Source organism: Microtetraspora glauca, assembly GCF_040656155.1.
GTDB classification, from domain to species: Bacteria; Actinomycetota; Actinomycetes; order Streptosporangiales; family Streptosporangiaceae; genus Microtetraspora; species Microtetraspora glauca.
Genome location: NZ_JBFALK010000017.1, coordinates 144764 through 170044, shown reverse-complemented (window position 1 = coordinate 170044; position 25281 = coordinate 144764). Strand labels below are relative to the sequence as shown.

Genomic DNA, 25281 nt, shown 5'->3' with positions numbered 1-25281 from the left:
TCAGTGGCTTCGCTTGAGCATGGCGTCGGCGAGGGCGTCGGCCGCCTCGCCGAGCCGGCGGCCCACCGCGTCCAGCCGGGACAGCAGTTCGCGCCTGCGCAGGGTGTCCATCTCCAGCGGGCCGGCGAACAGCTCGGCCAACCGGGTCTGGTAGAGCTGGCGGACCCTGCTGCACGCCTTGCGCGTGGCGAGCACGGCCCGGGTCACCGAGCCCGGATCATCGATGATCTTGTCGACGGCGGCCTCCAGCTCGTCCAGGCCGTCGATCACCGCCTGCAGCGGCTCGACCGCGAATCCGAGGTCCTTCGGCCCGAACAGGTCCGTCTCGCGCACGTAGTCGCGCAGGTGGTCGAGCACGTCGTCGATCGACCGGGAGAGCCGGAACAGGTCCTCCCTGTCGATGGGGGTGGCGAGCACCCGGCGCAGGACGCGGACGAGCTCGGCGCGTTCCGCGTCTCCCTCGTGCTCCACCTCGGCCATCTGGACGCGCGCCGCCGACCGCTCGATCGTGCCCTCCGCCACCGAGCGGGCCAGTACGGCTCCCGCCCTGGCGACCGCGATCTGGCCGAGGACCAGGTCCACGATCCGCCGTCCTGACCGGCCCCGCAGGTCGTCCCATGCCCGTACGAACCGCCTGAGGCGGCGGTCGGCGCTCACACCAGTCTCAGCGCGAGGCCGGCGAGGCAGGCCAGCGCCATCGACGACGGCAGCGTGACCAACCATGCCGTACCCATGTTCACGACGCCCTGCCATCGCACCCTCCGCACTCCCTCGCTCGCCGCCACGCCCACCACTCCGGCGGTGATGGACTGGGTCATGCTCACCGGACTTCCGAGCGCCGCGCTCCCGAGCACGGCGCCGGTGGCCGCCGTCTCGGCCGACACGATGTGCAGCGGGCGGGTGATGACCAGGCCCCGGCCGAGCCGTTCGCCGACCCGGGTGAGGCTGGTCAGCGCCCCGACGAGGAACAACCCCGCGAGCAGGGCCATCCAGACGGGCGGGACCTCGACCGGCCCGACACCGCCCACTCCCGCGCGGGCCACGCCGACCGCCACGCTCACGACCGCGATCATCTTCTGGCCGTCGTTCACCGCGTACGCCACGCACTGCGCGGTGTAGGCCAGAACGTGCGCGCCGAGGACGACCCGGGGCATCCCCCGGAAGGACGGCACGCGGCGCGACGACGCTCCCAGCAGGAGCCCCAGCAGCAGGCCGACCAGGGGCGCGGCGGCGCCGATCAACAGGACGGACACCAGGCCCGACCACGACACCGGGAGCCCGGCGCCCAGCCCGGCGCCGGCGATCCCCCCGATCACCGCCAGGGTCAGGCTGGTCGGCAGCCCCTTGCCGGTGAGGACGGCGACCACGACCACGCCGGTCACCACTCCCGCGAGGAACACCGCGGCGCCCGTGCCGGTGCCGAGGTTCGCCAGCCGCTCGGTGAACGTCCGCGCCACCTCCACGCCCAGCGCGTACGGCGCCGCGAAGATCACCAGCAGCGGGAGCGCCGCGATCAGCCAGCCCGGGGAGCGGGGGAACCTGAGCCCGAGCCCGATGAGCGTGGCGCCGTCGTTGGCCCCGCTGATCAGCACGAACAGGATCGCCACGGCGGCGAACGCGAGCGTCCACCCCATCAGAGGTAGAGCCGCTGGTCGCGCTTGTGCTCGTCGTAGCGTTCCCGTGCCGCCCGCACCTCGGGCAGGTTCGACACCTCGGCGACCGGGACGTCCCACCAGGCCTGCGCGCCCGGCCCCTCTCCCGGGACGGGCTCGACGTAGACGACCGTGGTGGTCGTGGCCGCGACCGCCTTGGCGAGCGCGGCCCGCAGGCCCTCCGGGTCCCTGGCCGTCAGCACGTCCGCGCCGAGGCTGGCCGCGTTGACGGCCAGGTCCACGGGGAGCCGGTCGCCGTCCAGGTCGCCCGACTCGCCGCGCAGGCGGTACGCCGTGCCGAGCCGCCGCGCGCCCACCGACTCCGACAGGTTGCCGATGGAGGCGAACCCGTGGTTGTCGACCAGGACGACGACGAGCTTGACGCCCTCCTGCACGGCGGTGGCGATCTCCTGGGCCATCATGAGGTACGACCCGTCGCCCACCAGCACGACCACCTCGCGCTCCGGACGGGCCAGCTTCACGCCCAGCCCTCCGGCGATCTCGTAGCCCATGCAGGAGTAGCCGTACTCGACGTGATACTGCTCAGGGTCGGACGCCCGCCACAGCCTGTGCAGGTCCCCGGGCATCGATCCGGCGGCGTTGACCACCACGCCGCCGTCGGGCAGGTCGTTCACCACGTCGTTGACGATGCCGAGGAGCACCGGCTGGGTGAGCGCGTCGCCGGAGACGGCTCCGGCGATCTCCGCCCGCCATCCGTCGGCCAGGTTCGCCGCCCGCGCGGTCCACTCGGGATCGGCCCGCCAGCCCGCCGCGCCCACGGTCCTGCCGACCGCCGCGTCGAGGGCGAGGAGCGCCTCCCTGGCGTCGGCGACCAGCATCTCGCCCGCGTGCTTGGCCGCGTCGAACGCGGTGACGTTGAGGTTGAGGAACCGCGCGGCGCCGAACAGCGTCCGCGAGGCGGTGGTGAAGTCGCTGTAGCGGGTGCCGACGCCGATCACCAGGTCGGCCTCGCGGGCCAGCGTGTCGGCCGCCTCCGTACCGGTGTGGCCGATGGCGCCGACCGCGAGCGGATGGTCGTGCGGGAGCGCGCCCTTGCCCGCCTGCGTCTCGCCGACCGGGATGCCGTGCCTCTCGGCGAAGTGCCGCAGTTCCTCCCACGCCTCGCTGTACTTGACCCCGCCGCCGGCCACGATCAGCGGCCGCTGCGAGGACTCCAGGGCGCGTACGGCACGGGCCAGCGCGGCGGGCTCCGGCACCGGACGCGGAACGTGCCACACGCGCTCACGGAACAGCTCGTCCGGCCAGTCGTACGCCTCGGCCTGCACGTCCTGCGGCAGCGCGAGGGTGACCGCGCCGGTCTCGGCCGGGTCGGTCAGCACCCGCATCGCGGCGAGCAGCGCCGACGGGAGCTGCTCGGGCCGGTTGATCCGGTCGAAGAAGCGGGAGACCGGCCGCAGCGTGTCGTTGACCGTCACGTCGTAGGAGCGCGGGTCCTCCAGCTCCTGGAGCACCGGGCTGGCGACCCTGGTGGCGAAGACGTCGCCGGGGAGCAGCAGCACCGGGATCCGGTTGATCGTGGCCAGCGCCGCCCCGGTGACCATGTTGGTCGCACCGGGGCCGATCGAGGTGGTGCAGGCGAACGTGGACAGCCGGTTCGCCGCCCGCGCGTACCCGACGGCGGTGTGGACCATGGCCTGCTCGTTGCGCGCCAGATAGTACGGCAGGGCCGACCGGGTGCCCCCGCCCTGCTCGGCCAGCGCCTGGCCGACGCCCGCGACGTTGCCGTGGCCGAAGATGCCGAAGCAGCCCTCGATCAGCCGCCGCTCCACGCCGTCCCGTTCGCTCCACTGCCGGGACAGGAAGAGGACCAGCGCCTGGGCCGTGGTGAGTCTCATGATGGGGTACCTCCCGATATCTCCAGCAGGCCCGCCGCGGTGTCCACCGCCGTGGCCACGTCGTCGTCGGGCGGGTAGAGCAGTGCCCTGCCGACGACCAGGCCGCGCACGCCGGGCAGCCGCAGCGCCTTGCTCCAGGACGCGAAGACCCGGTCGGGATCCTGGGCGGGGTCGCCTCCGAGCAGCAGCGTCGGCAGCGTCGTGGCCCGCATGACCCGCTCCATGTCGTCGATCACGGGAATCTTCAGCCAGGTCCTGGCCGAGGTCGCGCCGAGCCCCTGGCAGACGCTGATCGCACGGACCACCGCCTCCGGGGACAGGTCGTGGGTGACGACGCCGTCGACCCGGCCGGACCAGAACGGCTCGATCATCGCCATCAGGCCGTGCCCGGCGAGCTGGGTGATGGCCTGGCCGCAGCTCTCCAGGGTGGCGGCGGTCGCGGTGTCCTCCGGGGCGATCCGGCACAGCATCTTGCCGCCGTCCAGACGCATCGCCGCGATGGACTGGGCGTCGTAGGCGGTGAAGCGGTCGTCGAACTCGAACACCGCGTTCTGGACGCCGCCCCGGTTCATCGAGCCGATCACGATCTTGTCGTCCAGCGCGCCGAGCAGCAGCAGGTCCTCGACGATGTCGGGTGTGGCGAGCAGGCCGTCGACGCCGGGCCTGGCCAGGGCGGTCAGCAGCCGGTCGAGCAGGTCGACGCGGTTCTCCATCGCCATCGGACGGCCGCCCACGCCGAGGGCGCCCCTCGCCGGATGGTCCGCCGCGATGATCAGCAGCTGGTCCCGGTCGACCATCAGCGGCCGGCGCCTGCGCAGCGCGGCCGTGTCGGCCACCCGGCCGGGGTACCACGCGCGGTCGTCGAGCAGCCGGCGGTAGTCCTCCTCACGCATCTGACACGTCCCCCCTCAATGAGCCACCCGCAAGGACGGCCTCGACTTCCTCGGCCGTGGGCATCGCGGGCGCGCACGCCAGCCGTCCGGCGACGATCGCGCCCGCCGCGTTGGCGAAGCGCAGGGTGCGCTCCAGCGGCCAGCCCGAGAGCAGGCCGTGGCAGAGGGCGCCGCCGAAGGCGTCTCCGGCACCGAGCCCGTTGACGACGTCCACCGGGACCGGGGGCACTTCCACGGTCTCTTTCCTGGTCATGCCCAGCACTCCGGCCGAACCACGTTTGACGATCGCCAGTTCCACGCCCGCCTCCAGCAGCGCCTCGGCCGCGGCGTACGGCTCACGGGTGCCGGTGGCCACCTCGGCCTCGTCGACGTTGCCGACCGCCACGGTGACGTGCGCGAGAGCGCGCCGCACCTGCTCTCCGGCCGTCTCCATGCTCGTCCAGAACATCGGGCGGTAGTCGAGGTCGAGCACCGTGTGCGGCCTGCGCCCCCGCGACCGCCAGGCCGCGAAGTGCGCGGCCCGGGACGGCTCCTGGGACAGGCCGGTCACGGTCGCCCAGAACAGCGGGACCCGCGCGATGGCCCGCAGGTCCAGCTCGGAGGGGAGAATCTCCAGGTCGGGGGCCTTTGGGAAGCGGTAGAAGTAGAGCGGGAAGTCCTCCGGCGGCCTGATCTCGCAGAAGGTCACTGGCGTGGGCAGGCCCGGCACCGCGAGGACGTACCGGTCGTCCACTCCGTACTCGCGCAGGGCGTCGTGGACGAACAGCCCGAACGGGTCGGCCCCGGTCCGGGTGATCACGGCGCTGGACCGGCCGAGCCTGGCGGCGGCCACGGCCACGTTGACCGGGCTGCCGCCGAGGTATTTGCCGAAGGTCGAAACCTCCCGGAGCGACACCCCGGTCTGGAGGGGGTAGACGTCGACGCCGACCCGGCCGATGGTGAGCACGTCCGTCACGCGGCGCTCCTGAGAAACGCGACGCCGGCCCGGACGTCCTCGATCGGGCCGTCGCCCGCGGAGGGCTCGGCGTCGAGGATGAGGTCCTGCTCCATGACATACCAGCCGCGGTATCCGGCCCGGTCGAGGCCGCCGACGATCCGGGCGACGTCCACGTCTCCCTTGCCGAGCGGGCGGTAGATCCCCGCCTTGACGGCCTCGGTGTAGGTGAGCGCGCCCTCCCGGACCCGTGCGGCGAGCTCGGCGTCCACGTCCTTGAGGTGGACGTGCGCGACGCGGCCGGGACGGCCGCGGACGATGTCCACGGGGTCGGTGCCGCCGATGAGGAGGTGCCCGGTGTCCAGGCAGAGCGCGATGTCGCACCCGTCGAGCACCCGGTTCACCTCGTCCCGGCTCTCGACCATGGTCCCGACGTGCGGGTGCAGGGTGACCAGGTGGGACGTCTCGCGCCGGATCCGCTCCAGGTTGGCGAGCAGCGTGCGCCAGCCCTCGGTGCCGAGCTCCGGGCGGGTGTCGTACCCGTCCACGCCGGTGGCGGCGGCCAGGACGACCACCATGTCGGCGTCGAACGAGGCCAGCGTGGCGCGCAGGCCCGGCATCGGGTCGTGGCCCGGATCGTGCAGCACCACGGGCACGAAGCCGCCCACGGCGCGCATGCCGTACCGGCCGAGCAGGGACGCCCGGTCCGCGGGATCAGGGGGAAGGAAGCCGTCCGGGCCGAGTTCGGTGGCCGTCAGGCCGAGCTCCGCCATCTCGGCGAGCACCCGCTCCGCCGCCATCTGGTGCCCCCATCCGGGCACCTCGCACACACCCCACGAGATCGGGGCAGCGGCGATCCTCACTTGGTCACCTCCAGGAGACGGACCGGCCGGTCCGTACGACGGGAAAGGTCTGCCGCCTCGGCGATGTAGAGGGCGGCCAGCGCGTCACGGACGGTGCAGGGGCTCTCGCGCTCGCCCCGCGCGGCCGCGAGGAACGCGCCCATCTCGGCGACGTACGCGGCCTCGAACCTGGCCTGGAAGTCCGGCCACGGCTCGCCCTGCGGCGCGAGGCCCTCGACGGAGCTCACCGGGGTACGCTCGCCGAGCCCGACCGCGCGCGTCCCCAAGGTGCCGGCCAGCTCCATCCGCACGTCATATCCCGCGCCGTTGTAGCGGGAGCCCTGCATCGTGACGAGCGTGCCGTCGTCGAGGGTCAGCAGCGCGGCGCTGTTGTCGACGTCCCCCGCCTCGGCGAAGAACGCCTCGCCTCGGTTGGATCCGGTGGCGTAGACGACGTCCACCTCCCTGCCGGTGACCCAGCGCAGGATGTCGAAGTCGTGGATGTGGCAGTCACGGAAGACCCCGCCGGACAGCGGGATGTAGCCGGGGGCGGGCGGCCGGGGGTCGGCGGTCAGCAGGTGGACCCGGTGCAGCTCGCCCAGCTCGCCGGAGGCCAGCGCGGCGCGCGCGGCGGCATACCCGGCGTCGAAGCGCCGCTGGAACCCGATGTGCACGAGGGTGCCGGTGCGCTCGACTGCCTCGGCCACCCGCACGGTCTCCTCCACAGTGGGCGCCGCGGGCTTCTCGCAGAACGCCGGCACGCCCAGCTCGCAGGCCCGGAGCAGCGCCTCCGCGTGCGTGGAGGTGGGGGTCGCGATCACCACCGCGTCGGCGTCGAAGGGGTCTCCCACGCGGGCTCCGAGCCGCCCCGCCACCTCCTCGGCCCTGCTCGTGTCAGCGTCGAAGACGACCAGTTCCTCCACGAGGGCGGCGAGGGAGGTGGCATGAAATGCTCCTATGCGACCAAAACCCAGCAGACCCACACGCATATCGACTCCTTGTCCGGGGCCTCCAGTTCTAGATGACCGGTGGTCACATCGTCAAGGGTTTGTCCTGACATTCTGACGAACTATCATCATCACCAGCCGAAACGGATGGTTCAGCGCTCGACGAGCGTGACCTCCAAGGAGTAGTGGGACGCGCGGTAGACGTGCGAGCCGTGCTCGACCGCCCTCCCCTGGTCGTCGTACGTCGTGCGCACCATCGTGAGCAGCGGGCAGGCGCGGCGCTCCTCCAGCAGCCGGACCTCGGCCGGGGTGGCCGTGCGGGCGCCGATCCGCTGGGCGGCCACCCGCATCCGCACCCCGGCCGCGCGCAGCAACTCGTACAACCCGCGCGCCTCCAGCGCCTCGGCGGTCAGCGACGCCGGCCCCGGCGGCAGCCAGTTGTGCATCAGGGCGAGCGGCTTCCCCTCGGCGTACCTGAGCCGCTCCAGCCGGACCACCTCGGTTCCCGTGGCGACGCCGAGCGCCCCCGCCGTCGACTCGTCCGCGGGCACCGTCTCGATGGCCAGGACACGCGTGGCCGGCTCCTGGCCCACCCTGCGCAGGTCGTCGTACAGGCTGGTGAGCTCGACCGCTCGCTTGACCTGGCCGTGGACGACCTGGGTGCCGACCCCGCGTTTGCGCACCACCAGGCCCTTGTCGACGAGGTACTGGATGGCCTGGCGGATGGTCGGCCGGGAGAGCCCCAGCCGGTCGGCCAGCAGGACCTCGTTGTCGAGCCGGGATCCGGGGGCCAGCTCTCCGGCCTGGATCGCCCGCGCGATCTGCTCGGCCACCTGGAAGTAGAGGGGCACGGGGCTCGACCGATCCAGGTCGATGTCCAGCTTCGTCACAGTCACAACCTGACGGTACAGGACATCAGAATGTCCTGACCAACACCTCTCTATGCTCTATGTAACGCGCCGAAGTCAACCGCCCTGAATACGTAAGAATGTCTTGACAAATTGTTCACATGACGTTCATCGTTGAGCCCACCGTGGCGCCCGCGAGGGAGTGTCCGACGAATGCCGCCGCGCGCGGCAGGACGTGATCGGCACGACCTGGGGGCTCTGGGCGTCGCGCACGACCCCCTGAGAGGCAAGAGGAGTGACGCCATCGTGAGGCGTACCCGGAAGATCATCCCTGTGGCGCTGCTGGCACTGGCCGTCGCCGCGTGCGCGCCGTCCACCGGCACCGACTCCCCCGGCTCGACGGACGCGGCGCCGCTGCCCAGCGCCTCCGTCGACGCGAACTTCGACCTGAACGCGCTGGTCGAGGCGGCCAAGAAGGAGGGCGGCCTCATGGTGTACGACTCCAGCGGCGACATCGAGGAGGTCGCCAAGGCCTTCACCGCGAAGTACGGCATCCCCATGGAGGGCGTGAAGTCCGACAGCCCGCAGACCGCGGAGAAGATGATCAGGGAGCACGCGGCGGACAACATCACGATCGACGCGACGATGTTCGAGGACGGCGGCGTGCTGATGGGCCAGCTCATCCCGCAGGGTGTGGTCCAGACCTGGGTGCCGGCCGACCTCAAGGACCAGATCCCGGCCGAGAACCAGAACCCGCTCCTGGCGCTGTCGAAGGCCAACGTCTTCGCCTACAACACGAAGCTCTCGCCCGACGGCTGCCCGGTGAAGAACATCTGGGACCTCACCGAGCCGGAGTGGGCCGGCAAGCTCGTCATGCAGGACCCGCTGGGCAAGCCCACCGTGCTGTCGTTCTTCACCCAGCTCGACGCGCACGGCAACCAGGCGCTGGAGCAGGCCTACCAGACCAAGTACGGCAAGCCCCTGGAGACCAAGGAGAAGTCCGCGGCCTACGAGTGGGTCAAGCGGCTCTCGGTCAACAAGCCGGTGCTGACCGGCTCCGACGAGGACATCTCGGGTTCGGTGGGCGCGCCCAACACCACGGACAAGAAGATCGGCTTCATGTCGATCGCGAAGTTCCGCAACAACGACGACAAGGGATACAACCAGGCGACCTGCGCCGGGATGGCGCCGTTCGTCGGCAACAGCTATCCCAAGTTCGCCGCGATCGCCACGAAGACCAAGCACCCGAACGCGGCCAAGCTGTTCGTCCACTTCATCATGACCGAGGAGGGCGTCAAGCACGAGATCGGCGAGGGCGGCGTCTCCGGCAACGCCTCGGTCAAGCCGCTCGTCATCCCGACGGGCCTGGACGACTGGCAGAACCAGCTCTTCCACACCGACCCCGCGAGGCTGGTCGACGACCTGCGCAGCCGCCAGACCATCTCCGACTTCTGGCGCGTCAACCACGGCTGATCCCGTGAAAGGAAAGACCCCCGGCGAGGCGATTCGCCGGGGGTCTTCCTCGTTTCGGCCCTACCCGCTATCGGTTGTGCCGTCAGTCACGGGGGTCGTAGCCGTCGGTGTCCACGTCAAGGTCGAGCTCGTCCGCGATGTCGCCCCAGCCGACGAACTTGAAGTTCGTGATCTCGCGGTCACCCTCAGCGGGCGTGTTGACGCCGTCGTGCGCGATGAAGAGTCCCTCGTCGAAGTCGCCCAGCGGGACGTTGAGCACGGTCGAGCCGTCGCTCACCTCGACACCGTCCACCCCGTTGTGCGGGCTGATCCGGAACTGGCCGAGGTAGGCGTTGGAGCCCTCCTTCTTGTAGACGGCGAAGGTGTTGTCGCCCTGGCTGGAGGCCAGCAGGTAGCCCTTGCCGTTGTCGCGGTAGTAGATCGTGAGGCCCTCGACGTCGGCCGTCAGGCGCTGGCCGCCGAAGCCGGGGTCCGTGCCGGGCGTGCACTCCTCGGTGGCCGGGTCGTACGTCCCCGGCACGCCGAACTCCTTGACCTTGTCCACGAGCACCGGCGTCCCGGTCAGGTCGGCCGAGACCTTCCAGATGCCGACGTCCTCCTGGCCGGCGTAGAGGGTGTCGGTCTGGTCGTCCACGACCATGCCCTCGACCTGGGGTGTCCGGCCCGGCTCGTCGCACGGGATCCAGGTCTGGCCGTTCGGCAGGGCGAACGTGGCGGGCAGGGCCAGCGTCCTGACGACCTCATAGCCCACCTTGCCGTTCGGCTTCGGAAGCAGCTTGATCAGGCCGACGTCGGTGTTGTGCCGCCGGCTGACCACCGCGTACGTGCCGGTGGAGTTCTTGTACGTGGTCAGGCCGTACGCGGTGCCGCCCTCGTTCACCTCGGCTTGTGTGGAGTTGAAGAGGAACGGCGCGGCCGGGTCGGTCACGTCGGTGAGCTGCCCGCCCGAGATGGAGTAGATCCTGAGCTGGTCCCGGCCGCGGTCGGAGACGACCGCGAGGTCCCGCCCGCCGAAGCCATAGGTGACGTCGACGTTGTTGAACCGTCCGGGCTCGTCGTCGGGACCCGGCGCGGCGGGGGCCGCGAAGTGCTGGAGCTGCTCGCCGTCCAGGTTGTAGACGAAGAGGCCGCCCTCCTTCGCGGTGCCGATCACCACGCTCTTCGACGACTTCGACGGGTGCACCCAGATCGCCGGGTCGTCGGCGTTGGAGTTGCCGCCCGCCTCGTCGTCGAACAGCGCCGGGGTCTCCAGCTCGGGGTAGACGGTCTTGACGCCCTGGCCCGCGGCCGACGCCGGCTGCACGCCGACCAGCAGCAGCGCGGCAGCCGCCAGGGAGATGGTGGACAGGGGACGCATCGCGCCTCCTCTTTCGGGGGGATGATGTTGCACCAAGAACGTAACTACGATTTAACGACAAAGCAATAGCACGTCCTTATGTCATGACATATTCATCTGGCTTTCACCGATCCGCTACGCTCCGGAGGCGGGCGGGTCGCGGCAAACCCCTCAGCCGGCATCGAGAGCACCATCTCCCGCCAAGTAACCGCAGGTCAGACCGTACGCACTAGGTGCACGGCGCACTTACCAAGCCCGCCGGAGGTTGATAGACGTTGATGCACACGGCGTGACGCCCGCTGTGGCCAGGAGGGGGGTAGGCCATGAGCGCACCAGGGGTTACCACCGCCGCCGCTCTGGACGAGGTGCACATTCTGTGGACCTCGGAGGGGATGAGCTGCGACGGGGACACGGTCTCGGTGACCGCCGCGACGCTGCCGAGCATCGAGGACGTCGTGCTCGGCCTCGTCCCCGGCCTGCCCAAGGTCCACCTGCACAACAAGGTCCTGGCCCAGCAGGTGGGCGACGAGTTCATGGCGGCCTTCCACCGGGCCGCACGGGACGAGCTCGGCCCGTTCATCTTCGTCGTCGAGGGATCGATCCCCAACGAGAAGATCAACGGCGAGGGCTACTGGACGTCCATGGGCAACGACCCCGTGACGGGTGAGCCCATCACGGTCAACGAGTGGATCGACCGGCTCGCGCCGAGGGCGTGGGCGGTCGTCGCGGCCGGCACCTGCGCCACGTACGGGGGCATCCACGCCATGGCGGGGAACCCGACGGGATGCATGGGCCTCGCCGACTATCTCGGCAAGGACTTCCGCTCGGCCGGCGGGCTCCCCATCGTCAACGTGCCCGGCTGCCCGGTGCAGCCGGACAACTTCATGGAGACCCTGACCTGGCTGCTCTACCAGGCCGCCGGGATGGCCCCCATGATCCCGCTCGACGAGCAACTCCGGCCGACGTGGCTCTTCGGCAAGACGGTGCACGAGGGGTGCGACCGGGCCGGCTACTACGAGCAGGGCGACTTCGCCAAGGACTACAACTCGCCGAAGTGCCAGGTGCGGATCGGCTGCTGGGGCCCGGTGGTCAACTGCAACGTCCCCAAGCGCGGCTGGATGGACGGGATCGGCGGCTGCCCCAACGTCGGCGGCATCTGCATCGGCTGCACCATGCCGGGCTTCCCGGACAAGTTCATGCCCTTCATGGACGAGCCGCCCGGCGGGACCGTGTCCTCGGCCATGTCCAGCGCGTACGGCGGGATGATCCGCAGGCTGCGCGGGATCACGAACACGACGGTCAACGAGGAGCCCCGCTGGCGCCACAACCGTCCGAAGCTCACGAGCGGGTACGCCCCGCGCTGGCCGCAACGGTAGTAGAGGGGAACGACACGGTGGCAATCCGATCGCAGAAGGCGCCGGAGGACCAGCGGACGCTGGTCGACATGTCCTGGGACCCGATCACCAGGATCATCGGCAACCTCGGCATCTACACGAAGATCGACTTCAGCAACAAGGAAGTCGTGGAGTGCAAGAGCACGTCGTCGCTCTTCCGTGGCTACAGCGTGTTCATGCGCGGCAAGGACCCGCGCGACTCGCACTTCATCACCAGCCGGATCTGCGGCATCTGCGGCGACAACCACGCCACCTGTTCCGTCTACGCGCAGAACATGGCCTACGGCATCAAGACCCCGCCGCTGGGGGAGATGATCGTCAACCTCGGCGAGGCCGCCGAGTACATGTTCGACCACACGATCTTCCAGGACAACCTGGTGTTCGTCGACTTCTGCGAGCAGATGGTCAAGGAGACGAACCCCAGTCTGCTCCGCAGGGCGGAGACGACCGAGGCGCCGCGCGGCCACATCCACGGCTACCGCACGATCGCCGACATCATGCGCGCCTTCAACCCGTTCACCGGGGCGGCGTACCGCGAGGCGCTGCAGATGAGCCGGCTCACCCGCGAGATGTTCTGCCTGATGGAGGGGCGGCACGTGCACCCGTCCACCCTCTATCCCGGAGGTGTGGGGACGGTCGCGACGCCCCAGGTGTTCACCGACTACCTGGTGCGGCTGCTGCGGGCGCTGGACTTCATCAAGAAGGCCGTCCCGATGAACGACGACATCTTCGACTTCTTCTACGAGGCCATGCCGGGTTACGAGGAGGTCGGGCGGCGCCGCGTCATGCTCGGCTGCTGGGGCGCCTTCCAGGACCCCGACGTGGTGGACTACGACTACCGCACCATGAACGACTGGGGCCGGTCGATGTTCGTGACCCCCGGCATCGTCCTGGACGGCCAGCTCCTGACGACGAACCTGGTGGACATCAACCTCGGCATCCGCATCCTGCTGGGCAGCTCGTACTACGACGACTGGGAGGGCGAGGAGACGTTCGTCACCCACGACCCGCTCGGCAACCCGGTCGACCAGCGCCACCCGTGGAACCAGACGACGCTCCCCCGGCCGCAGAAGCGCGACCTGGAGAACGGCAACTACAGCTGGGTCATGAGCCCCCGCTGGTACGACTCCCGCAGCGGCGACTACCTCGCGCTGGACACCGGGGGCGGCCCCATCGCCCGGCTCTGGACCACCGCCCTCGCCGGTCTCGTCGACACGGGCACGGTGAAGGCGACCGGCCACAGCGTGCAGATCAACCTCCCCAAGAGCGCGGCGATGCCCGAGATGCAGTTCGAGTGGAAGATCCCGCAGTGGTCCAACACCATCGAACGGGACCGCGCCCGCGTGTACTTCATCGCGTACGCGGCGGCGATGGCGGTCCACTTCGTGGAGCAGGCGCTGGGCGAGGTCAGGGCGGGGCGGACGAAGGTCTTCACGGACTTCGACGTCCCCGAGGACGGGATCGGCTGCGGCTTCCACGAGGCGGTCCGCGGCGTCCTGTCGCACCACATGGTGATCCGCGACGGGAAGATCGCGAACTACCACCCGTATCCGCCGACGCCGTGGAACGCCAGCCCCCGGGACATCTACGGGACGCCGGGGCCGTACGAGGACGCCGTGCAGGGCATGCACATCTTCGAGGAGAACGGCCCGGAGAATTTCAAGGGCATCGACATCATGCGCACGGTGCGCAGCTTCGACCCGTGCCTGCCCTGCGGTGTGCACATGTACCTCGGCGACGGACAGGTGATCAGAAAGGTCCACTCCCCCACACTCGGCACGAGCGTCTCGGGCTGAGGTGGGGACGATGTCACCGCACACCCCGCTGAACGACGACGAGGCGGCCGACCGCGCGCACCGCGTGGAGGCCCTGCTGGAACGGGTCGAGTCGATGACCGACCCGGACGCCAGGGCCACGGTCACGGAGCTCCTCCAGCCGCTCCTGGAGTTGTACGGCGAGGGCCTGTCCCGGATCATGGCGGCGGCCGCGGCCGTGAGCGGTACCACGCTTGTCGACACGCTGGCGGCCGACGAACTGGTCGCGCACCTGCTCCTGCTCCACGGCCTGCACCCGTCGGACGCGGAGACCCGCGTCCGGGAGGCGGTGGAGCGGGCCGCCCCGCAGCTCGGCGGAGCCACCGCCGAGCTGGTGGGCGTCGAGGGCGGTGTGGCGCGGGTCCGCCTGCGCGGGCGCGGCGGATGCCGCTCCTCGGCTCCGGCCATGCGCGCCACGCTGGAGGAGGCGATCCGCGACGCCGCGCCGGAGGTCGCGCGGGTCGAGGTCGAGGAGGCCGCACCGCCGCCGGCCGTGATCCCCGCCGACAGCCTGCTGCGGGGCCGTACCGGCGCCCGGACGTCGTGAGGCGGGGCACCATGGAGCGACGTATCACGATGGGCGCCCTGCGCAGGTACCTCGTCCAGCCGCCGGCGGCCCCGTCCCCGGCGGAGCCCGACCGGTCAGGGCGGGATCAGTCCGGGCGGGATCAGTCCGGCCGGGACTCCTCGGAACGGTGCGACCTGTGCGCCGTTCCTGTCGCCGACGGTCACCGGCACCTGGTCGACCTGTCCAGCCGCGAGCTCCGCTGCGCCTGCCGGCCCTGCGCGACGCTGTTCGACCGGGCCGAGGAGAGCGGGCAGCGGTACCGCGCCGTCCCCGACCGGCGTTGGTACCTCCGCGGCTTCGCCCTGGACGACGCGGCCTGGGACGGCCTGAACATCCCCGTCCAGATGGCCTTCTTCTTCCATAACTCGACGGCGCGGCGGGCCGTGCTCCTCTATCCCAGCCCGGGAGGCCCCGTCGAGTCCCCGCTGGCCCGGCCGACCTGGGCGCGGCTGGAGGCGGCCAACCCGGTGCTCGGCGGTCTGGCCCCCGACGTGGAGGCACTGCTGGTCAACCGGACGGGCGACGCGCGCGACCACTGGCTCGTGCCGATCGACGACTGCTACGCGCTGGTGGGCCTGATCCGCACGCACTGGAAGGGCCTGGCCGGCGGGCCGGACGTCTGGCGCGAGATCGGCGGCTTCTTCGCCGACCTGCGCCGGCGGTCCAGGTCCGTGGACGCCGCCGGCGGCGGCACGCACGACGGGAACCGACCGGAAGGAGCCCGGAGATGATGAAGACCAAGGCGGAGGGCGGCACGAAGACCAGGAAGGGGAAGGCGGCCGAGCCGATCAGGACGGGACGCGCCATGATCCGGCCGGACGCCACCGCGCACCTCAAGGGGGTTAGGGAGGGCAACACGAAGGGGCACTACGCCCACCAGAAGGGCCACCTCCCGGACGGGCGCTCGACGGCCGCCAGGTCCACCGGCATCAATCCGCGCGCGCACGACGCCATCGACCCGCGTATGCCGAACCTCTCACCGGCCTGAGGCGGAGGCGATCATCCGATGACGACGACGGCCTGCCCGCCCACGGTGCGGATCCTGGTCGAGGGCGTGGAGGCGGCGGAGTTCGCCGCCCTCCCGACGCTGCTGTTCCGGACGCGGCTTGACAGCGCGGGCCCCGCCGAGATCCGCTCCGTCGCCCTGCACACGCAGATCCGCATCGCGGCGGCACGCCGCTCCTACGACGCCGTCGCGGGGGAACGCCTCGCCGAGCTGTTCGGCGTACAGGAGGGCTGGGGCCGCGCGCTGCGGAGCCTGCTGTGGACGCAGACGGCGACCCAGATCCCGGCGTTCGACGGCGGGACCTGCGTGACCGAGATCCCGGTGACCTGCACGTACGACTTCGAGGTGGTGGCGGCCAAGTACTTCCACGCCCTGCCGGACGGGCAGGTCCCGTTGGAGTTCCACTTCAGCGGCACGATCTTCTATCTCGATGAGGGACGGCTGCAGGCGGCGCGGATCCCCTGGGACACCGAGGCCGAGTTCGCCATGCCGGTGAGCGTCTGGAAGGACCTGATGGACCACTACTTTCCCGGCAGCGCCTGGCTGCGCCTGGACCGCGCGGTCTTCGACCGGCTGTACGCCTACCGGGTGGGCAACACGCTCACCGGCTGGGACGACGTGATGTCGGCCCTGCTCGAGGGGCGGTGACCGAGCCGTGGACCCGGTGAAGCAGCAGGCGAAGCAGCAGGTGGAGGACCCGGTACGGCGGATCGCCCAGGCGGTGCTGTACGAGGGCTACCTGCTGTGGCCCTACCGGCAGTCGGCGCTGAAGAACCGGCACCGCTGGACGCTCGGCGGGATCCACCCGCGCGCGTACGGCACGGCCGGGGGCGACGCGTGGTACGCCCAGACGCAGTGCCTGGTCGAGGCGGCGCCCGAGGACACCGTCGACGTCGAGGTGCGCTTCCTGCACGCGGTCGCGTACGACCCGGCCCGGCCGCGCGAGGACGGGAACGGGACCCGGCTGGAACCGGTGCCGGAGCTGATGGCCGGCGACCGGCGGCATCTCCCGCGCGAGGAGGCGACCGAGCGCGAGGTGCCGGTGTGCGACCTCCGCCTCGGGGCCCTCGTGGAGCATCCCCATCGTGTGCCGATCGACGTTCCCGCGGGCCGCGAGGTCGAGTGGCTGTCGGATCCGTCCGGACGCCGGGTCGGGGCGATCGTCCGCACCTGGAGGAAGGTGCGCGGCGAGGTGGAGATCCGCGCGGAGCGGTCGGCGCCCGGGGTGTTCCGGCTCACCGTCCTGGTGGTCAACACCAGCGGCTGGGAGGGTGACGACCGCGAGGAGGCGATGAGACGGACGCTCCTGTCCTGCCACACGGTGCTGCGCGCCCACGGCGACGGCGGGTTCGTGTCGCTCATGGATCCTCCGGCCGAGCTCCGGACGGTCGCGGAGGGATGCAGGAACATCGGCGTCTGGCCCGTCCTCGTGGGACCGGAGGGAACGCGGGACACGATGTTGTCGGCGCCGATCATCCTGTACGACCACCCGGAGATCGCGCCGGAGAGCCCCGGCGATCTCTTCGACTCCACGGAGATCGACCAGCTGCTGACCCTGAGCGTCCTGTCGCTGACCGACGAGGAGCGCAGGGAGATCCGCGACGGCGATCCCCGGGCGCGGGAGATCCTCGACCGCTGCGCCTCGCTCACGCCGGATCAGCTCATGCGGCTGCACGGCACCCTGCGCGACGTACGGCCGGACATGCGGCCGGACATGCGGCCGATGACCGGGGAGGGGCCGGGAACGTGAACATGGACTTCTGGACGCGCATGGAGGGGCGGGGACCGGACGCGGTGGTCGTGGACGGCGTGTCCGTCGGCCCCGGCAGCCGGGTGCGGCTGCGGCCGCGCTCGTCCCGCGCGGACATCTTCGACCTCGCGCTCGACGGGCGGGTCGCCGTCGTCGAGGCGGTCGAGCAGGACGAGGACGGCACGCCGCACCTCGCGGTCACCCTGGAGGACGACCCCGGCCGCGACCTCGGAGAGGCGCGGCTGCCCGGTCACCGGTTCTTCTACGCGCCGGAGGAGGTCGAGCCGCTGGCCGCCGATCCCGGCGCGGAGCGGCCGGTGCGCGTCCTCGTCGCCGGGATCGGCAACATCTTCCTCGGCGACGACGGCTTCGGAGTCGAGGTCGTCCGCCGCCTGGACCAGGTCGAGGTGCCGGCGGGCGTGGACGTCGTGGACTTCGGGATCCGCGGCATGGACCTGGCCTACGCGCTGCAACGGGACTACGCCGCCGTGCTCTTCGTGGACGCCGCGCCGCGCGGTGAGGCTCCCGGGACGCTGACGCTGCTGGAGCCGCGGCTCTCGGACGAGGGGGGCGTCCCGGTGGAGACCCACGGCATGGACCCGGTGCAGGTCCTGCGCCTCGCCCGCGAACTCGGCCGGGTCCCTCCGCGCGTGCTCGTCCTGTGCTGCGAGCCGACGTCCGTACTGCGGGGCACGCCCGACGAGGACGTTGTGGTCGAGCTCAGCCCCCCGGTACGCGCGGCGGCCGGCGAGGCCGCGCGCATGGTCGTGTCGGTGGTCGCGGACCTGATCGCGGAGGGCGGCGGGCCGGGTCCTGACGAGCACCCGGGAGAGTACCCGGGGGAACGGAGCGTGCGGCGATGAGGAAGCTCAAGGTGACCGCGGTGGTCCTGACCTGCGTCATGGTCACGCTGGTCGTCATGCAGTGGCCGGACATCCGCCGCTACATCAAGATGAAGCGGATGTAGCGGAGCCGGGTGTCATCCCTCCGCTGTCACCGTTCCACCTCGCCGGCCTCGTGCGGGTGGCGGTTGTCGAAGAGCGGAGCCAGCCTGCGCATGTAGTAGTCGAGCCTCCTGCGCGTCTCCTCCAGCGTGCCCAGCCAGCTCAGCAGCTCCGCCCGCCCCTTGGCGGTGAGCCGGTAGATGCGTCGCGCCGGGCCCGCGCCGGAGGGCACCCAGTCGGAGCACAGGCATCCGTGATGTTCCAGCGAGCGCAGGGTCCGGTAGACGGTGCTCGTGTCTCCGTCGGTGATGCCGAGGGGACGCAGCCGCTGGACGAGTTCGTAGCCGTGGTCCGGACGCTCGCCGAGGAGCAGCAGCAGGCAGGGGCTCAGAAGGTTCCTCGGCTCGAAACCGCTCACTCCGGATCACCGTTCCTGGCTGCTCGGCAAGGGATGGCCGGTCCGGGAATTCGAGCGGACTCGATTTCCGGGATCGGCGTGTGGATACCCGGAAGGCGATGGCCCCGCACACCGAGCTATATATCCGGATTTATAGCCTTTTCCAAGGCATCCCCGTCATTACGCAAACCGCCGGGGTCGCCCGCTTTCCCGAGCGAAGCGATTCACAGCGACCGGGACCAGGGGTTTTCGCGGAACGCGGCGGTCCGGCGGTGAACATCTGGTGGGTGCGCGTTCCTGCGACCGGAAAATCCCGTTCGTAACCGGCAGGAGCGGAGTTAAACCTGCCTTTACCCGATGCTCGCCGATCGCTGAATAAGCGCTAACTAATCTGGCGCAGATGATTCCGCCGAGCCAGGTGAGACACCTGCGCCGGTTGTGACGGGGAGAAATACGATGAATCAGCTTATGGAGACCGCCACACGGGGTGGCGCCTCCTCGCGAGCGCCGGGCCGGCCCTCCCGGAAGGGCGCCAGGGCGTGGATGGCCTCACGCCGTTGGCACCTGACGCTCGCCGCGGTGGCCGTCTGCTACTCGACGATCCAGCTCCTGGTGACGGTCAGGGTGGGGCTGGGCTGGGACGAGAGCATCTACGTCAGCCAGGTCACCCCGGGCATTCCCCCGGCCTGGTTCAGCGCGCCGCGCGCCCGGGGCGTCCCCCTGCTGGTCGCGCCGGTGACGATGTTCACCTCCTCGGTCACCGTCATCCGCGTCTATCTCAGCCTGCTGTCGGGTCTCGGGCTGTTCCTCGCCTACCTCCCCTGGGTGCGGCTGCGCCCGGGCGCCGCCGTACCCGCCGCCGCGGCCCTGTTCGCCGGGCTGTGGACGGCGCTGTTCTACGGCGGCGAGGCGATGCCGAACATCTGGGTCGCCTTCTGCGCGGTCGGCGGTGCCGGCCTCTTCTGCATGGCCAAGCGCAAGGGGGCCCTCGTGGGCGTCGCGCTCGCCTTCGCACTCGCGTCGCTGGTCCGCCCGACGGACGCGTCGTGGCTGGCGCTCCCCCTCGTGGCGTACGGGCTGGTGACCAGGCGCTTCCGCGCGGCCGTCGCCGTCGTCGCGGGGCTCGCGGTCGGCTGGGGCGAGTGGCTCGTCGAGGCGGCGCTGAACTACCACGGCCCGTTCGCGCGGCTCGCCGCCGCCGGCGCGAAGAACGAGGCCGGGCTCCACTTCAGCCTGGGCGAGCATCTCCGCGCTCTGGACGGTCCCGTCCTGTGCAGGTTCGGTCACCCCTGCGGTGACTTCCCGCTGGCGCACGTCGCCTGGTTCGCCGCGATCCCGGTCCTCACGGCGGTCGGCCTGTGGGCCATACGCAAGCCCGCGCGGCGGCGGCCTCTGCTCATCGCCACCGCCTCGGGTACCGCGCTCGCCCTGTCGTACATCTTCACGATCGGGTACGCCGCGCCGCGCTTCCTCCTGCCGGTCTACGCGCTGCTGTCGCTGCCCGTGGCCTGCGGTCTGGCCTCGGTCGCCCGGGTGCGGATCGGCCGCGTGCTGGTCGCGGTCGCGATGATCGCGTTCTTCGCGCTCCAGGGCGGCACGCTGCTCCAGCGGGCCGAGATCGAGGGCGCCGCGCGGGAGCCCGACCGCCTCGCCGCCGAAGCCCTGCGGGGTCTCGGCATCACGACGCCCTGCTTCCTGTACGGCCACGCGGCCATCCAGGTGGGGTACCTGACCGGCTGCGGCATGAGGGGGATCACCACGAACTACGGCGGGTACGAGCTTCCCCGGCAGATCGACGCGGCGCTCGTCCGCAAGGAGTGGGTCGGCGTCATCAGCAACAGGAGGGACACGCCGGCCGGGTTCCTCGCGTCCTGGCACCGCGTGCCGCTCATCACGACGGGCGACCAGCGGTGGTACCTCTACCGGCCGCCGTCGGCCCGATAGCGGGGAACGGCGGCCGGTCCGAGACGGTCGGATCAGAGGCGCTCGATGATGGTGACGTTCGCCTGGCCGCCGCCCTCGCACATGGTCTGCATGCCGTAGCGGCCGCCGGTGCGCTCCAGCTCGTGCAGCAGCGTGATCATGAGCCGGGCCCCGGTGGCGCCGAGGGGGTGGCCGAGGGCGATCGCGCCGCCGTTGGGGTTGACGCGCTCGGGGTCGGCGCCGGTCTCCTTCAGCCAGGCCAGCACGACCGAGGCGAACGCCTCGTTGATCTCGACCAGGTCCATGTCGCCGATCTGCATGCCGGTCTTCTTCAGCGCGTACGCCGTGGCGGGGATCGGCGCGGACAGCATGCGGATGGGGTCCTCACCGCGCGCGGACAGGTGGTGGATGCGGGCGCGGGGGCGCAGGCCGTGCGTCCGCACGGCCTCCTCGGAGGCGATGAGGAGGGCGGCGGCGCCGTCGGAGATCTGCGAGGCCACCGCGGCGGTCAGCCGGCCGCCGTCCTCCAGGGTCTTCAGCCCCGCCATCTTCTCGAGCGTGGTGTCGCGGCGCGGGCCCTCGTCGTGCTCGACGCCCTCGATGGGCTCGATCTCCCTGGCGAAACGTCCCTCGTCGATGGCCCTGATCGCGCGCTGGTGCGACTGGAAGGCGAACGCCTCCATGTCCTCCCGCGAGATGTCCCAGTCCCTGGCGATCATCTCGGCGCCGCGGAACTGCGACACGTCCTGCTTGCCGTACCTGGCCTGCCAGCCGCGCGAGCCGACGTACGGGCCCTCGGTGAGGCCGAGCGAGTCGGCGGCGCCGCGCGAGGCGAAGGCGATCGGGATCTGCGACATGTTCTGCACGCCGCCCGCGACCACGAGGTCGGAGGTGCCGGACATGACGGCCTGCGCGGCGAAGTGCAGCGCCTGCTGGGACGAGCCGCACTGCCGGTCGACGGTGACGCCGGGGACCTCCTCGGGCAGCCCGGCGGCCAGCCAGCAGGTGCGCGCGATGTCGCCGGCCTGCGGTCCGACCGTGTCGAGGCAGCCGAAGACCACGTCCTCCACTGCCGACGGGTCCACGCCGGAGCGGGCCATCAGCGCGTTCAGCGCGTGCGCGCCCAGGTCGGCCGGGTGCACGCCGGACAGGCCGCCGTTCCGCTTGCCCACGGGGGTGCGCACCGCTTCGACGATGTATGCCTCCGCCATCAGAACTCCTTAGGTTGAAGGATCCCTTCCAGGACCATCGCGAGGTACTGCCTGGCGATCTCGTCCGCGGACAGGGGGCCGTCGTTCCGGTACCAGCTCGCGGCCACCCAGACGGTGTCGCGGATGAACCGGTAGATGAGGCCGGTGTCGAGGTCGGCGCGGAGCTCGCCGTCCAGGACGCCCCGGTCCAGCACCGACAACCACACCTCCCTGAACCGCTGCTGGCTGTCCAGCAGGTACGAGAAACGCGGATTTGTCGTCAGATGTTTTGATTCGTTCTGATAAATCACGACTGCGGGGCGATGGTGGTCGATCGTCTGGAACGACGCGCCGATCAGCGCCCGGAAGGTCTCGCGCGCGCCGAGACCCGCGTCGAGCACCTCCTCGTAGGCCGCCCACATGTCGGTGAGGAAGGCCGAGAGGATCTCGTCGGCCATCGACTCCTTGGAGTCGAAGTGGTAGTAGAGGCTGCCGCCGAGAATACCCGCCGCGTCGGCCACCTCACGGACCGTGGTGACGGCGTATCCCCGCAAGGCGAAGACCTCGGCCGCCGCCGCGAGCAGCTCGGCCCGCCGCTCGGCCCGCGCGGCCGCGGTGCTCGCGGAGTCTCGGCGACGTGGACTCATGGAACGAGTGACCCTTTCAGGGGTGCTGGCTGGACACGGAGACGACCTCTCCGGTCATGTACGAGGAGTAGTCGCTGGCGAGGAAGACCATCACGTTGGCGACCTCCCACGGCTCGGCGTACCGGCCGAGCGCCTCCTTCCTGGTGAGCTCGTCCAGCAGCTCCTCCGTGGTCACCTTGGCCAGGAAGGGGTGCATGGCCAGCGAGGGCGCCACGGCGTTGATCCGCACGCCGTACGGCGCGGCCTCGATCGCCGCGCACCGCGTCAGCGCCATGACCCCGGCCTTGGCCGCCGCGTAGTGCGCCTGGCCCTCCTGCGCCCGCCAGCCGATCACCGAGGCGTTGTTCACGATCACGCCGCGGCCGCGCGGCTGCATGCGGGTCAGCGCGGCGCGGGTGCACCGCATGGTGCCGTTCAGCGTCACGTCGAGCACCCGGCTCCACTGCTCGTCGGTCATCTCGACGAGCTTCGCCGTACCGCCGAGACCGGCGTTGTTGATCACCACGTCGACCGGGCCGAAGCGCTCCTCCGCGACCGAGAACAGGTGCTGCACCTGCTCCTCCGAGGTCACGTCGCAGGGCACCGCGGTCACCGAGGCGGGATCGAACTCCTTCTCCAGGGCGGCGAGGCTTTCCGACAGCCGCCGCTCGTGGGCGTCGCTGATGACCACGCGGGCGCCCTCCTCCAGCATGCGGCGGGCGCAGGCACCGCCGATGCCGGTGCCGGCCGCGGCGGTCACCACCGCCACGCGGTCACGCAGCAGACCGTGACCCGGAACATAGGACGGCTTCATCCCCGGCCCTCCTCACTGAGCTTCACATGGTTTACTCTACCAAACAATTGTTAGAAAGAATGAGGGGTCCCCGATGACCGTAGTGCGCTACGAGCGGCGCGGGCCGGTGGCGGTGGTCACCATGAACCGCCCGGAGTACCGCAACGCGCAGAACTCAGCGATGACCTATGCCCTGGACGAGGCCTTCTACCGGGCCGTCGCCGACGACGAGGTCAAGGTGATCGTGCTGGCCGGCGAGGGCAGGCACTTCTCCGCCGGGCACGACATCGGCACGCCGGAACGGGACGCGCACGTCTCGTTCGAGCGCAAGGCGGTCCTGTGGTGGGACCACGTGGGCAAGGAGGGCGCCGAGAGCCGCTTCGCCCGCGAGTCCGAGGTGTACCTCGGCATGTGCCGCCGCTGGCGCGAGATCCCCAAGCCGACGATCGCGATGGTGCAGGGCGCCTGCATCGCGGGCGGGCTCATGCTCGCCTGGGTGTGCGACCTGATCGTCGCCTCCGACGACGCGTTCTTCGCCGACCCGGTGGTGCGCATGGGCATTCCGGGCGTGGAGTACTTCGCCCACCCGTGGATGATGCCGCCGCGGATCGCCAAGGAGTTCCTCTACACCGGCGACCGGATGCCCGCCCGGCGCGCGTACGAGGTGGGCATGGTCAACCGGGTCGTCGCCCGCGACGAGCTGGAGACCGAGACCTTCGCGCTGGCGGACAAGATCGCCGCCATGCCGCGCCTCGGGCTCGCGCTGACGAAGAAGGCCGTGAACCAGGCCGAGGACCTCCAGGGCATGCACGCCGGGATGGACTCGGTGTTCGGCCTCCACCACCTCGCGCACGCGCACAACGCGGAGACCTCGGCCGACTCCCTGGCCGGGATGGACCCCAAGAGCATGAAGGCGGCCGCTGATGGATCTTGACCTGTCGTCGGTGGAACCGTTCCGGGCCGAGGTCCGGGACTGGCTGCGCGCGCACGTCCCCGCCACTCCCCTGCCCTCCCTGGAGGTCGAGGAGGGCTTCGCCGCGCACCGCGCCTGGGAGCACGAGCTCCACGAGGCGCGGCTGTCCGTCGTGTCCTGGCCCGCGCGGTACGGCGGGCGGGACGCGAGCCCGCTGGAGTGGCTGATCTTCGAGGAGGAGTACTACGCCGCCGGGGCCCCGGGACGGGTCAGCCAGAACGGCATCAACCTCCTCGCCCCGACGTTGTTCAACCACGGCACGCCCGAGCAACTCGACCGGGTCCTGCCGTCGATGGCCTCGGGCGAGGTCATCTGGGCCCAGGCGTGGTCGGAGCCGGGAGCGGGCAGCGACCTGGCCTCCCTGCGCGCCACCGCGACCCGGGTCGACGGCGGCTGGCTGCTGAACGGCCAGAAGACGTGGAGCTCCCGCGCGGCCTTCGCCGACTGGGGCTTCGGCCCGTTCCGCGCAGGTCCCGAGGCCGAGCGGCACCGCGGCCTGACCTACCTGATGTTCCCCCTGGACGCGAAGGGTGTCACCCGGCGCCCGATCGGCCGCATCGACGGAAAGCCGGCGTTCGCCGAGCTCTTCTTCGACGACGTCTTCGTGCCCGACCGGGACGTGATCGGCACGCCGGGCGAGGGCTGGCGGGTCGCGATGAGCACCACCGGCAACGAGCGCGGGCTCACGCTGCGCAGCCCCGGCCGGTTCCTCGCCGCCGCCGACCGCCTGGTCGACCTCTGGAAGGAGCACGCGGACCCCGCCGACACGGCGCTGCGCGACCGGGTGGCCGACGCCTGGATCAAGTCGCGCGCGTACCGGCTGAAGGGGTTCGAGACCATCTCGCGGACCGAGGACGTCGGCGCGGAGTCCAGCATCAACAAGATCTTCTGGTCGGAGCTCGACGTGGCGCTGCACGAGACGGCGCTCGACCTGCTCGGCCCGGACGGCGAGCTCGACGGCGAGTGGCTGGAGGGCTACGTCTTCGCCCTCGCCGGCCCGATCTACGCCGGGACGAACGAGATCCAGCGCAACGTCATCGCCGAGCGTGTGCTCGGCCTGCCCAGAGCGGGACGGTGACCGATGGCACGCGACCGTGACACTGCGACGATGTTTGCGACGAT

The 25281-nt window shown here is 71.0% G+C and carries 26 protein-coding genes; 13 read left to right on the top strand and 13 right to left on the bottom strand.

Annotated features, from left to right (window positions below; translation table 11 throughout):
• From AB0I59_RS28805 to AB0I59_RS28770, 8 genes are all read right to left on the bottom strand, one after another.
• The gene (locus AB0I59_RS28805) at window positions 1-657 is read right to left on the bottom strand and encodes a DUF47 domain-containing protein (protein ID WP_358137884.1); all 657 of its coding nucleotides are present in this window, start codon (window positions 655-657) and stop codon (window positions 1-3) included.
• Window positions 654-1634: an inorganic phosphate transporter gene (locus AB0I59_RS28800; protein WP_358137881.1), complete on the bottom strand. Its 981-nt coding sequence runs from the start codon at window positions 1632-1634 to the stop codon at window positions 654-656. Before AB0I59_RS28800 ends, AB0I59_RS28805 begins: the two co-directional genes overlap by 4 nt.
• Window positions 1634-3508: a 3D-(3,5/4)-trihydroxycyclohexane-1,2-dione acylhydrolase (decyclizing) gene (gene iolD / locus AB0I59_RS28795; protein WP_061257882.1), complete on the bottom strand. Its 1875-nt coding sequence runs from the start codon at window positions 3506-3508 to the stop codon at window positions 1634-1636. Before iolD ends, AB0I59_RS28800 begins: the two co-directional genes overlap by 1 nt.
• On the bottom strand, window positions 3505-4401 hold the full coding sequence (locus AB0I59_RS28790) for a Cgl0159 family (beta/alpha)8-fold protein (RefSeq protein WP_358137878.1): 897 nt from the start codon (window positions 4399-4401) through the stop codon (window positions 3505-3507). The genes iolD and AB0I59_RS28790 overlap by 4 nt, the downstream gene beginning before the upstream one ends.
• The gene (gene iolC, locus AB0I59_RS28785; protein WP_358137876.1) at window positions 4394-5356 is read right to left on the bottom strand and encodes a 5-dehydro-2-deoxygluconokinase; all 963 of its coding nucleotides are present in this window, start codon (window positions 5354-5356) and stop codon (window positions 4394-4396) included. Before iolC ends, AB0I59_RS28790 begins: the two co-directional genes overlap by 8 nt.
• A complete protein-coding gene (locus AB0I59_RS28780; protein ID WP_358137874.1) occupies window positions 5353-6198 on the bottom strand; it encodes a TIM barrel protein in 846 nt (281 codons plus the stop codon). The genes iolC and AB0I59_RS28780 overlap by 4 nt, the downstream gene beginning before the upstream one ends.
• A complete protein-coding gene (locus AB0I59_RS28775; RefSeq protein ID WP_358137871.1) occupies window positions 6195-7166 on the bottom strand; it encodes a Gfo/Idh/MocA family protein in 972 nt (323 codons plus the stop codon). The genes AB0I59_RS28780 and AB0I59_RS28775 overlap by 4 nt, the downstream gene beginning before the upstream one ends.
• 110 nt (window positions 7167-7276) lie before the next feature.
• Window positions 7277-8020, bottom strand: a complete 744-nt coding sequence (locus AB0I59_RS28770; RefSeq protein ID WP_061257877.1) for a GntR family transcriptional regulator — start codon at window positions 8018-8020, stop codon at window positions 7277-7279.
• 258 nt (window positions 8021-8278) lie between these two features.
• On the opposite strand from AB0I59_RS28770, the gene AB0I59_RS28765 reads away from it, so the two are divergent.
• On the top strand, window positions 8279-9445 hold the full coding sequence (locus tag AB0I59_RS28765) for an ABC transporter substrate-binding protein (RefSeq protein ID WP_061257955.1): 1167 nt from the start codon (window positions 8279-8281) through the stop codon (window positions 9443-9445).
• A gap of 82 nt (window positions 9446-9527) precedes the next feature.
• On the opposite strand, the gene AB0I59_RS28760 is transcribed toward AB0I59_RS28765, so the two are convergent.
• Window positions 9528-10802: a phytase gene (locus tag AB0I59_RS28760; protein ID WP_358137868.1), complete on the bottom strand. Its 1275-nt coding sequence runs from the start codon at window positions 10800-10802 to the stop codon at window positions 9528-9530.
• 302 nt (window positions 10803-11104) lie between these two features.
• On the opposite strand from AB0I59_RS28760, the gene AB0I59_RS28755 reads away from it, so the two are divergent.
• Genes AB0I59_RS28755 through AB0I59_RS42155 form a run of 9 tightly spaced genes read left to right on the top strand, consistent with a single transcriptional unit; the run spans window position 11105 to window position 18280 of the window.
• Window positions 11105-12157, top strand: coding sequence for an NADH-quinone oxidoreductase subunit B family protein (locus AB0I59_RS28755; protein WP_061257875.1), 1053 nt, complete (start codon window positions 11105-11107; stop codon window positions 12155-12157).
• Between the two features lie 17 nt (window positions 12158-12174).
• Window positions 12175-13971 (top strand): nickel-dependent hydrogenase large subunit, encoded by a 1797-nt coding sequence (locus AB0I59_RS28750; protein WP_358137864.1) that lies wholly within the window; start codon window positions 12175-12177, stop codon window positions 13969-13971.
• 10 nt (window positions 13972-13981) lie between these two features.
• Complete coding sequence (locus AB0I59_RS28745) at window positions 13982-14536, top strand: NifU family protein (protein WP_061257873.1); 555 nt, start codon at window positions 13982-13984, stop codon at window positions 14534-14536.
• 11 nt (window positions 14537-14547) lie between these two features.
• Window positions 14548-15288 carry a DUF5947 family protein gene (locus tag AB0I59_RS28740; protein WP_358137861.1) on the top strand — a complete coding sequence of 247 codons (741 nt, stop codon included), beginning with the start codon at window positions 14548-14550 and terminating at the stop codon, window positions 15286-15288.
• Window positions 15285-15545: a hypothetical protein gene (locus tag AB0I59_RS28735; protein ID WP_358137858.1), complete on the top strand. Its 261-nt coding sequence runs from the start codon at window positions 15285-15287 to the stop codon at window positions 15543-15545. The genes AB0I59_RS28740 and AB0I59_RS28735 overlap by 4 nt, the downstream gene beginning before the upstream one ends.
• An 18-nt stretch (window positions 15546-15563) precedes the next feature.
• Window positions 15564-16211 (top strand): DUF6084 family protein, encoded by a 648-nt coding sequence (locus AB0I59_RS28730; protein ID WP_061257872.1) that lies wholly within the window; start codon window positions 15564-15566, stop codon window positions 16209-16211.
• 7 nt (window positions 16212-16218) lie between these two features.
• The gene (locus AB0I59_RS28725) at window positions 16219-17313 is read left to right on the top strand and encodes a hypothetical protein (RefSeq protein WP_358137854.1); all 1095 of its coding nucleotides are present in this window, start codon (window positions 16219-16221) and stop codon (window positions 17311-17313) included.
• Between the two features lie 2 nt (window positions 17314-17315).
• On the top strand, window positions 17316-18176 hold the full coding sequence (locus AB0I59_RS28720) for a hydrogenase maturation protease (protein WP_358137851.1): 861 nt from the start codon (window positions 17316-17318) through the stop codon (window positions 18174-18176).
• Entirely contained in the window at window positions 18173-18280 is a 108-nt protein-coding gene (locus AB0I59_RS42155; RefSeq protein ID WP_374462750.1) for a DUF6893 family small protein, read from the top strand. The genes AB0I59_RS28720 and AB0I59_RS42155 overlap by 4 nt, the downstream gene beginning before the upstream one ends.
• A gap of 26 nt (window positions 18281-18306) precedes the next feature.
• Here the strand turns inward: AB0I59_RS42155 and AB0I59_RS28715 are convergent, their stop codons facing one another.
• Complete coding sequence (locus AB0I59_RS28715; protein ID WP_061257870.1) at window positions 18307-18675, bottom strand: PadR family transcriptional regulator; 369 nt, start codon at window positions 18673-18675, stop codon at window positions 18307-18309.
• Between the two features lie 522 nt (window positions 18676-19197).
• On the opposite strand from AB0I59_RS28715, the gene AB0I59_RS28710 reads away from it, so the two are divergent.
• Window positions 19198-20598, top strand: a complete 1401-nt coding sequence (locus AB0I59_RS28710) for a glycosyltransferase family protein (protein ID WP_358137847.1) — start codon at window positions 19198-19200, stop codon at window positions 20596-20598.
• Between the two features lie 32 nt (window positions 20599-20630).
• Here the strand turns inward: AB0I59_RS28710 and AB0I59_RS28705 are convergent, their stop codons facing one another.
• From AB0I59_RS28705 to AB0I59_RS28695, 3 genes are read right to left on the bottom strand one after another with little or no spacing between them, the layout of a single operon-like run.
• Window positions 20631-21788: an acetyl-CoA C-acetyltransferase gene (locus AB0I59_RS28705; protein ID WP_061257868.1), complete on the bottom strand. Its 1158-nt coding sequence runs from the start codon at window positions 21786-21788 to the stop codon at window positions 20631-20633.
• A complete protein-coding gene (locus AB0I59_RS28700) occupies window positions 21788-22414 on the bottom strand; it encodes a TetR/AcrR family transcriptional regulator (protein WP_358137844.1) in 627 nt (208 codons plus the stop codon). The genes AB0I59_RS28705 and AB0I59_RS28700 overlap by 1 nt, the downstream gene beginning before the upstream one ends.
• A gap of 16 nt (window positions 22415-22430) precedes the next feature.
• Complete coding sequence (locus AB0I59_RS28695; protein WP_061257866.1) at window positions 22431-23207, bottom strand: SDR family oxidoreductase; 777 nt, start codon at window positions 23205-23207, stop codon at window positions 22431-22433.
• A gap of 73 nt (window positions 23208-23280) precedes the next feature.
• On the opposite strand from AB0I59_RS28695, the gene AB0I59_RS28690 reads away from it, so the two are divergent.
• The gene (locus tag AB0I59_RS28690) at window positions 23281-24120 is read left to right on the top strand and encodes an enoyl-CoA hydratase (protein ID WP_358137842.1); all 840 of its coding nucleotides are present in this window, start codon (window positions 23281-23283) and stop codon (window positions 24118-24120) included.
• Window positions 24110-25237 (top strand): acyl-CoA dehydrogenase family protein, encoded by a 1128-nt coding sequence (locus tag AB0I59_RS28685; protein WP_061257864.1) that lies wholly within the window; start codon window positions 24110-24112, stop codon window positions 25235-25237. The genes AB0I59_RS28690 and AB0I59_RS28685 overlap by 11 nt, the downstream gene beginning before the upstream one ends.
• The last annotated feature ends 44 nt before the right edge of the window (window positions 25238-25281 follow it).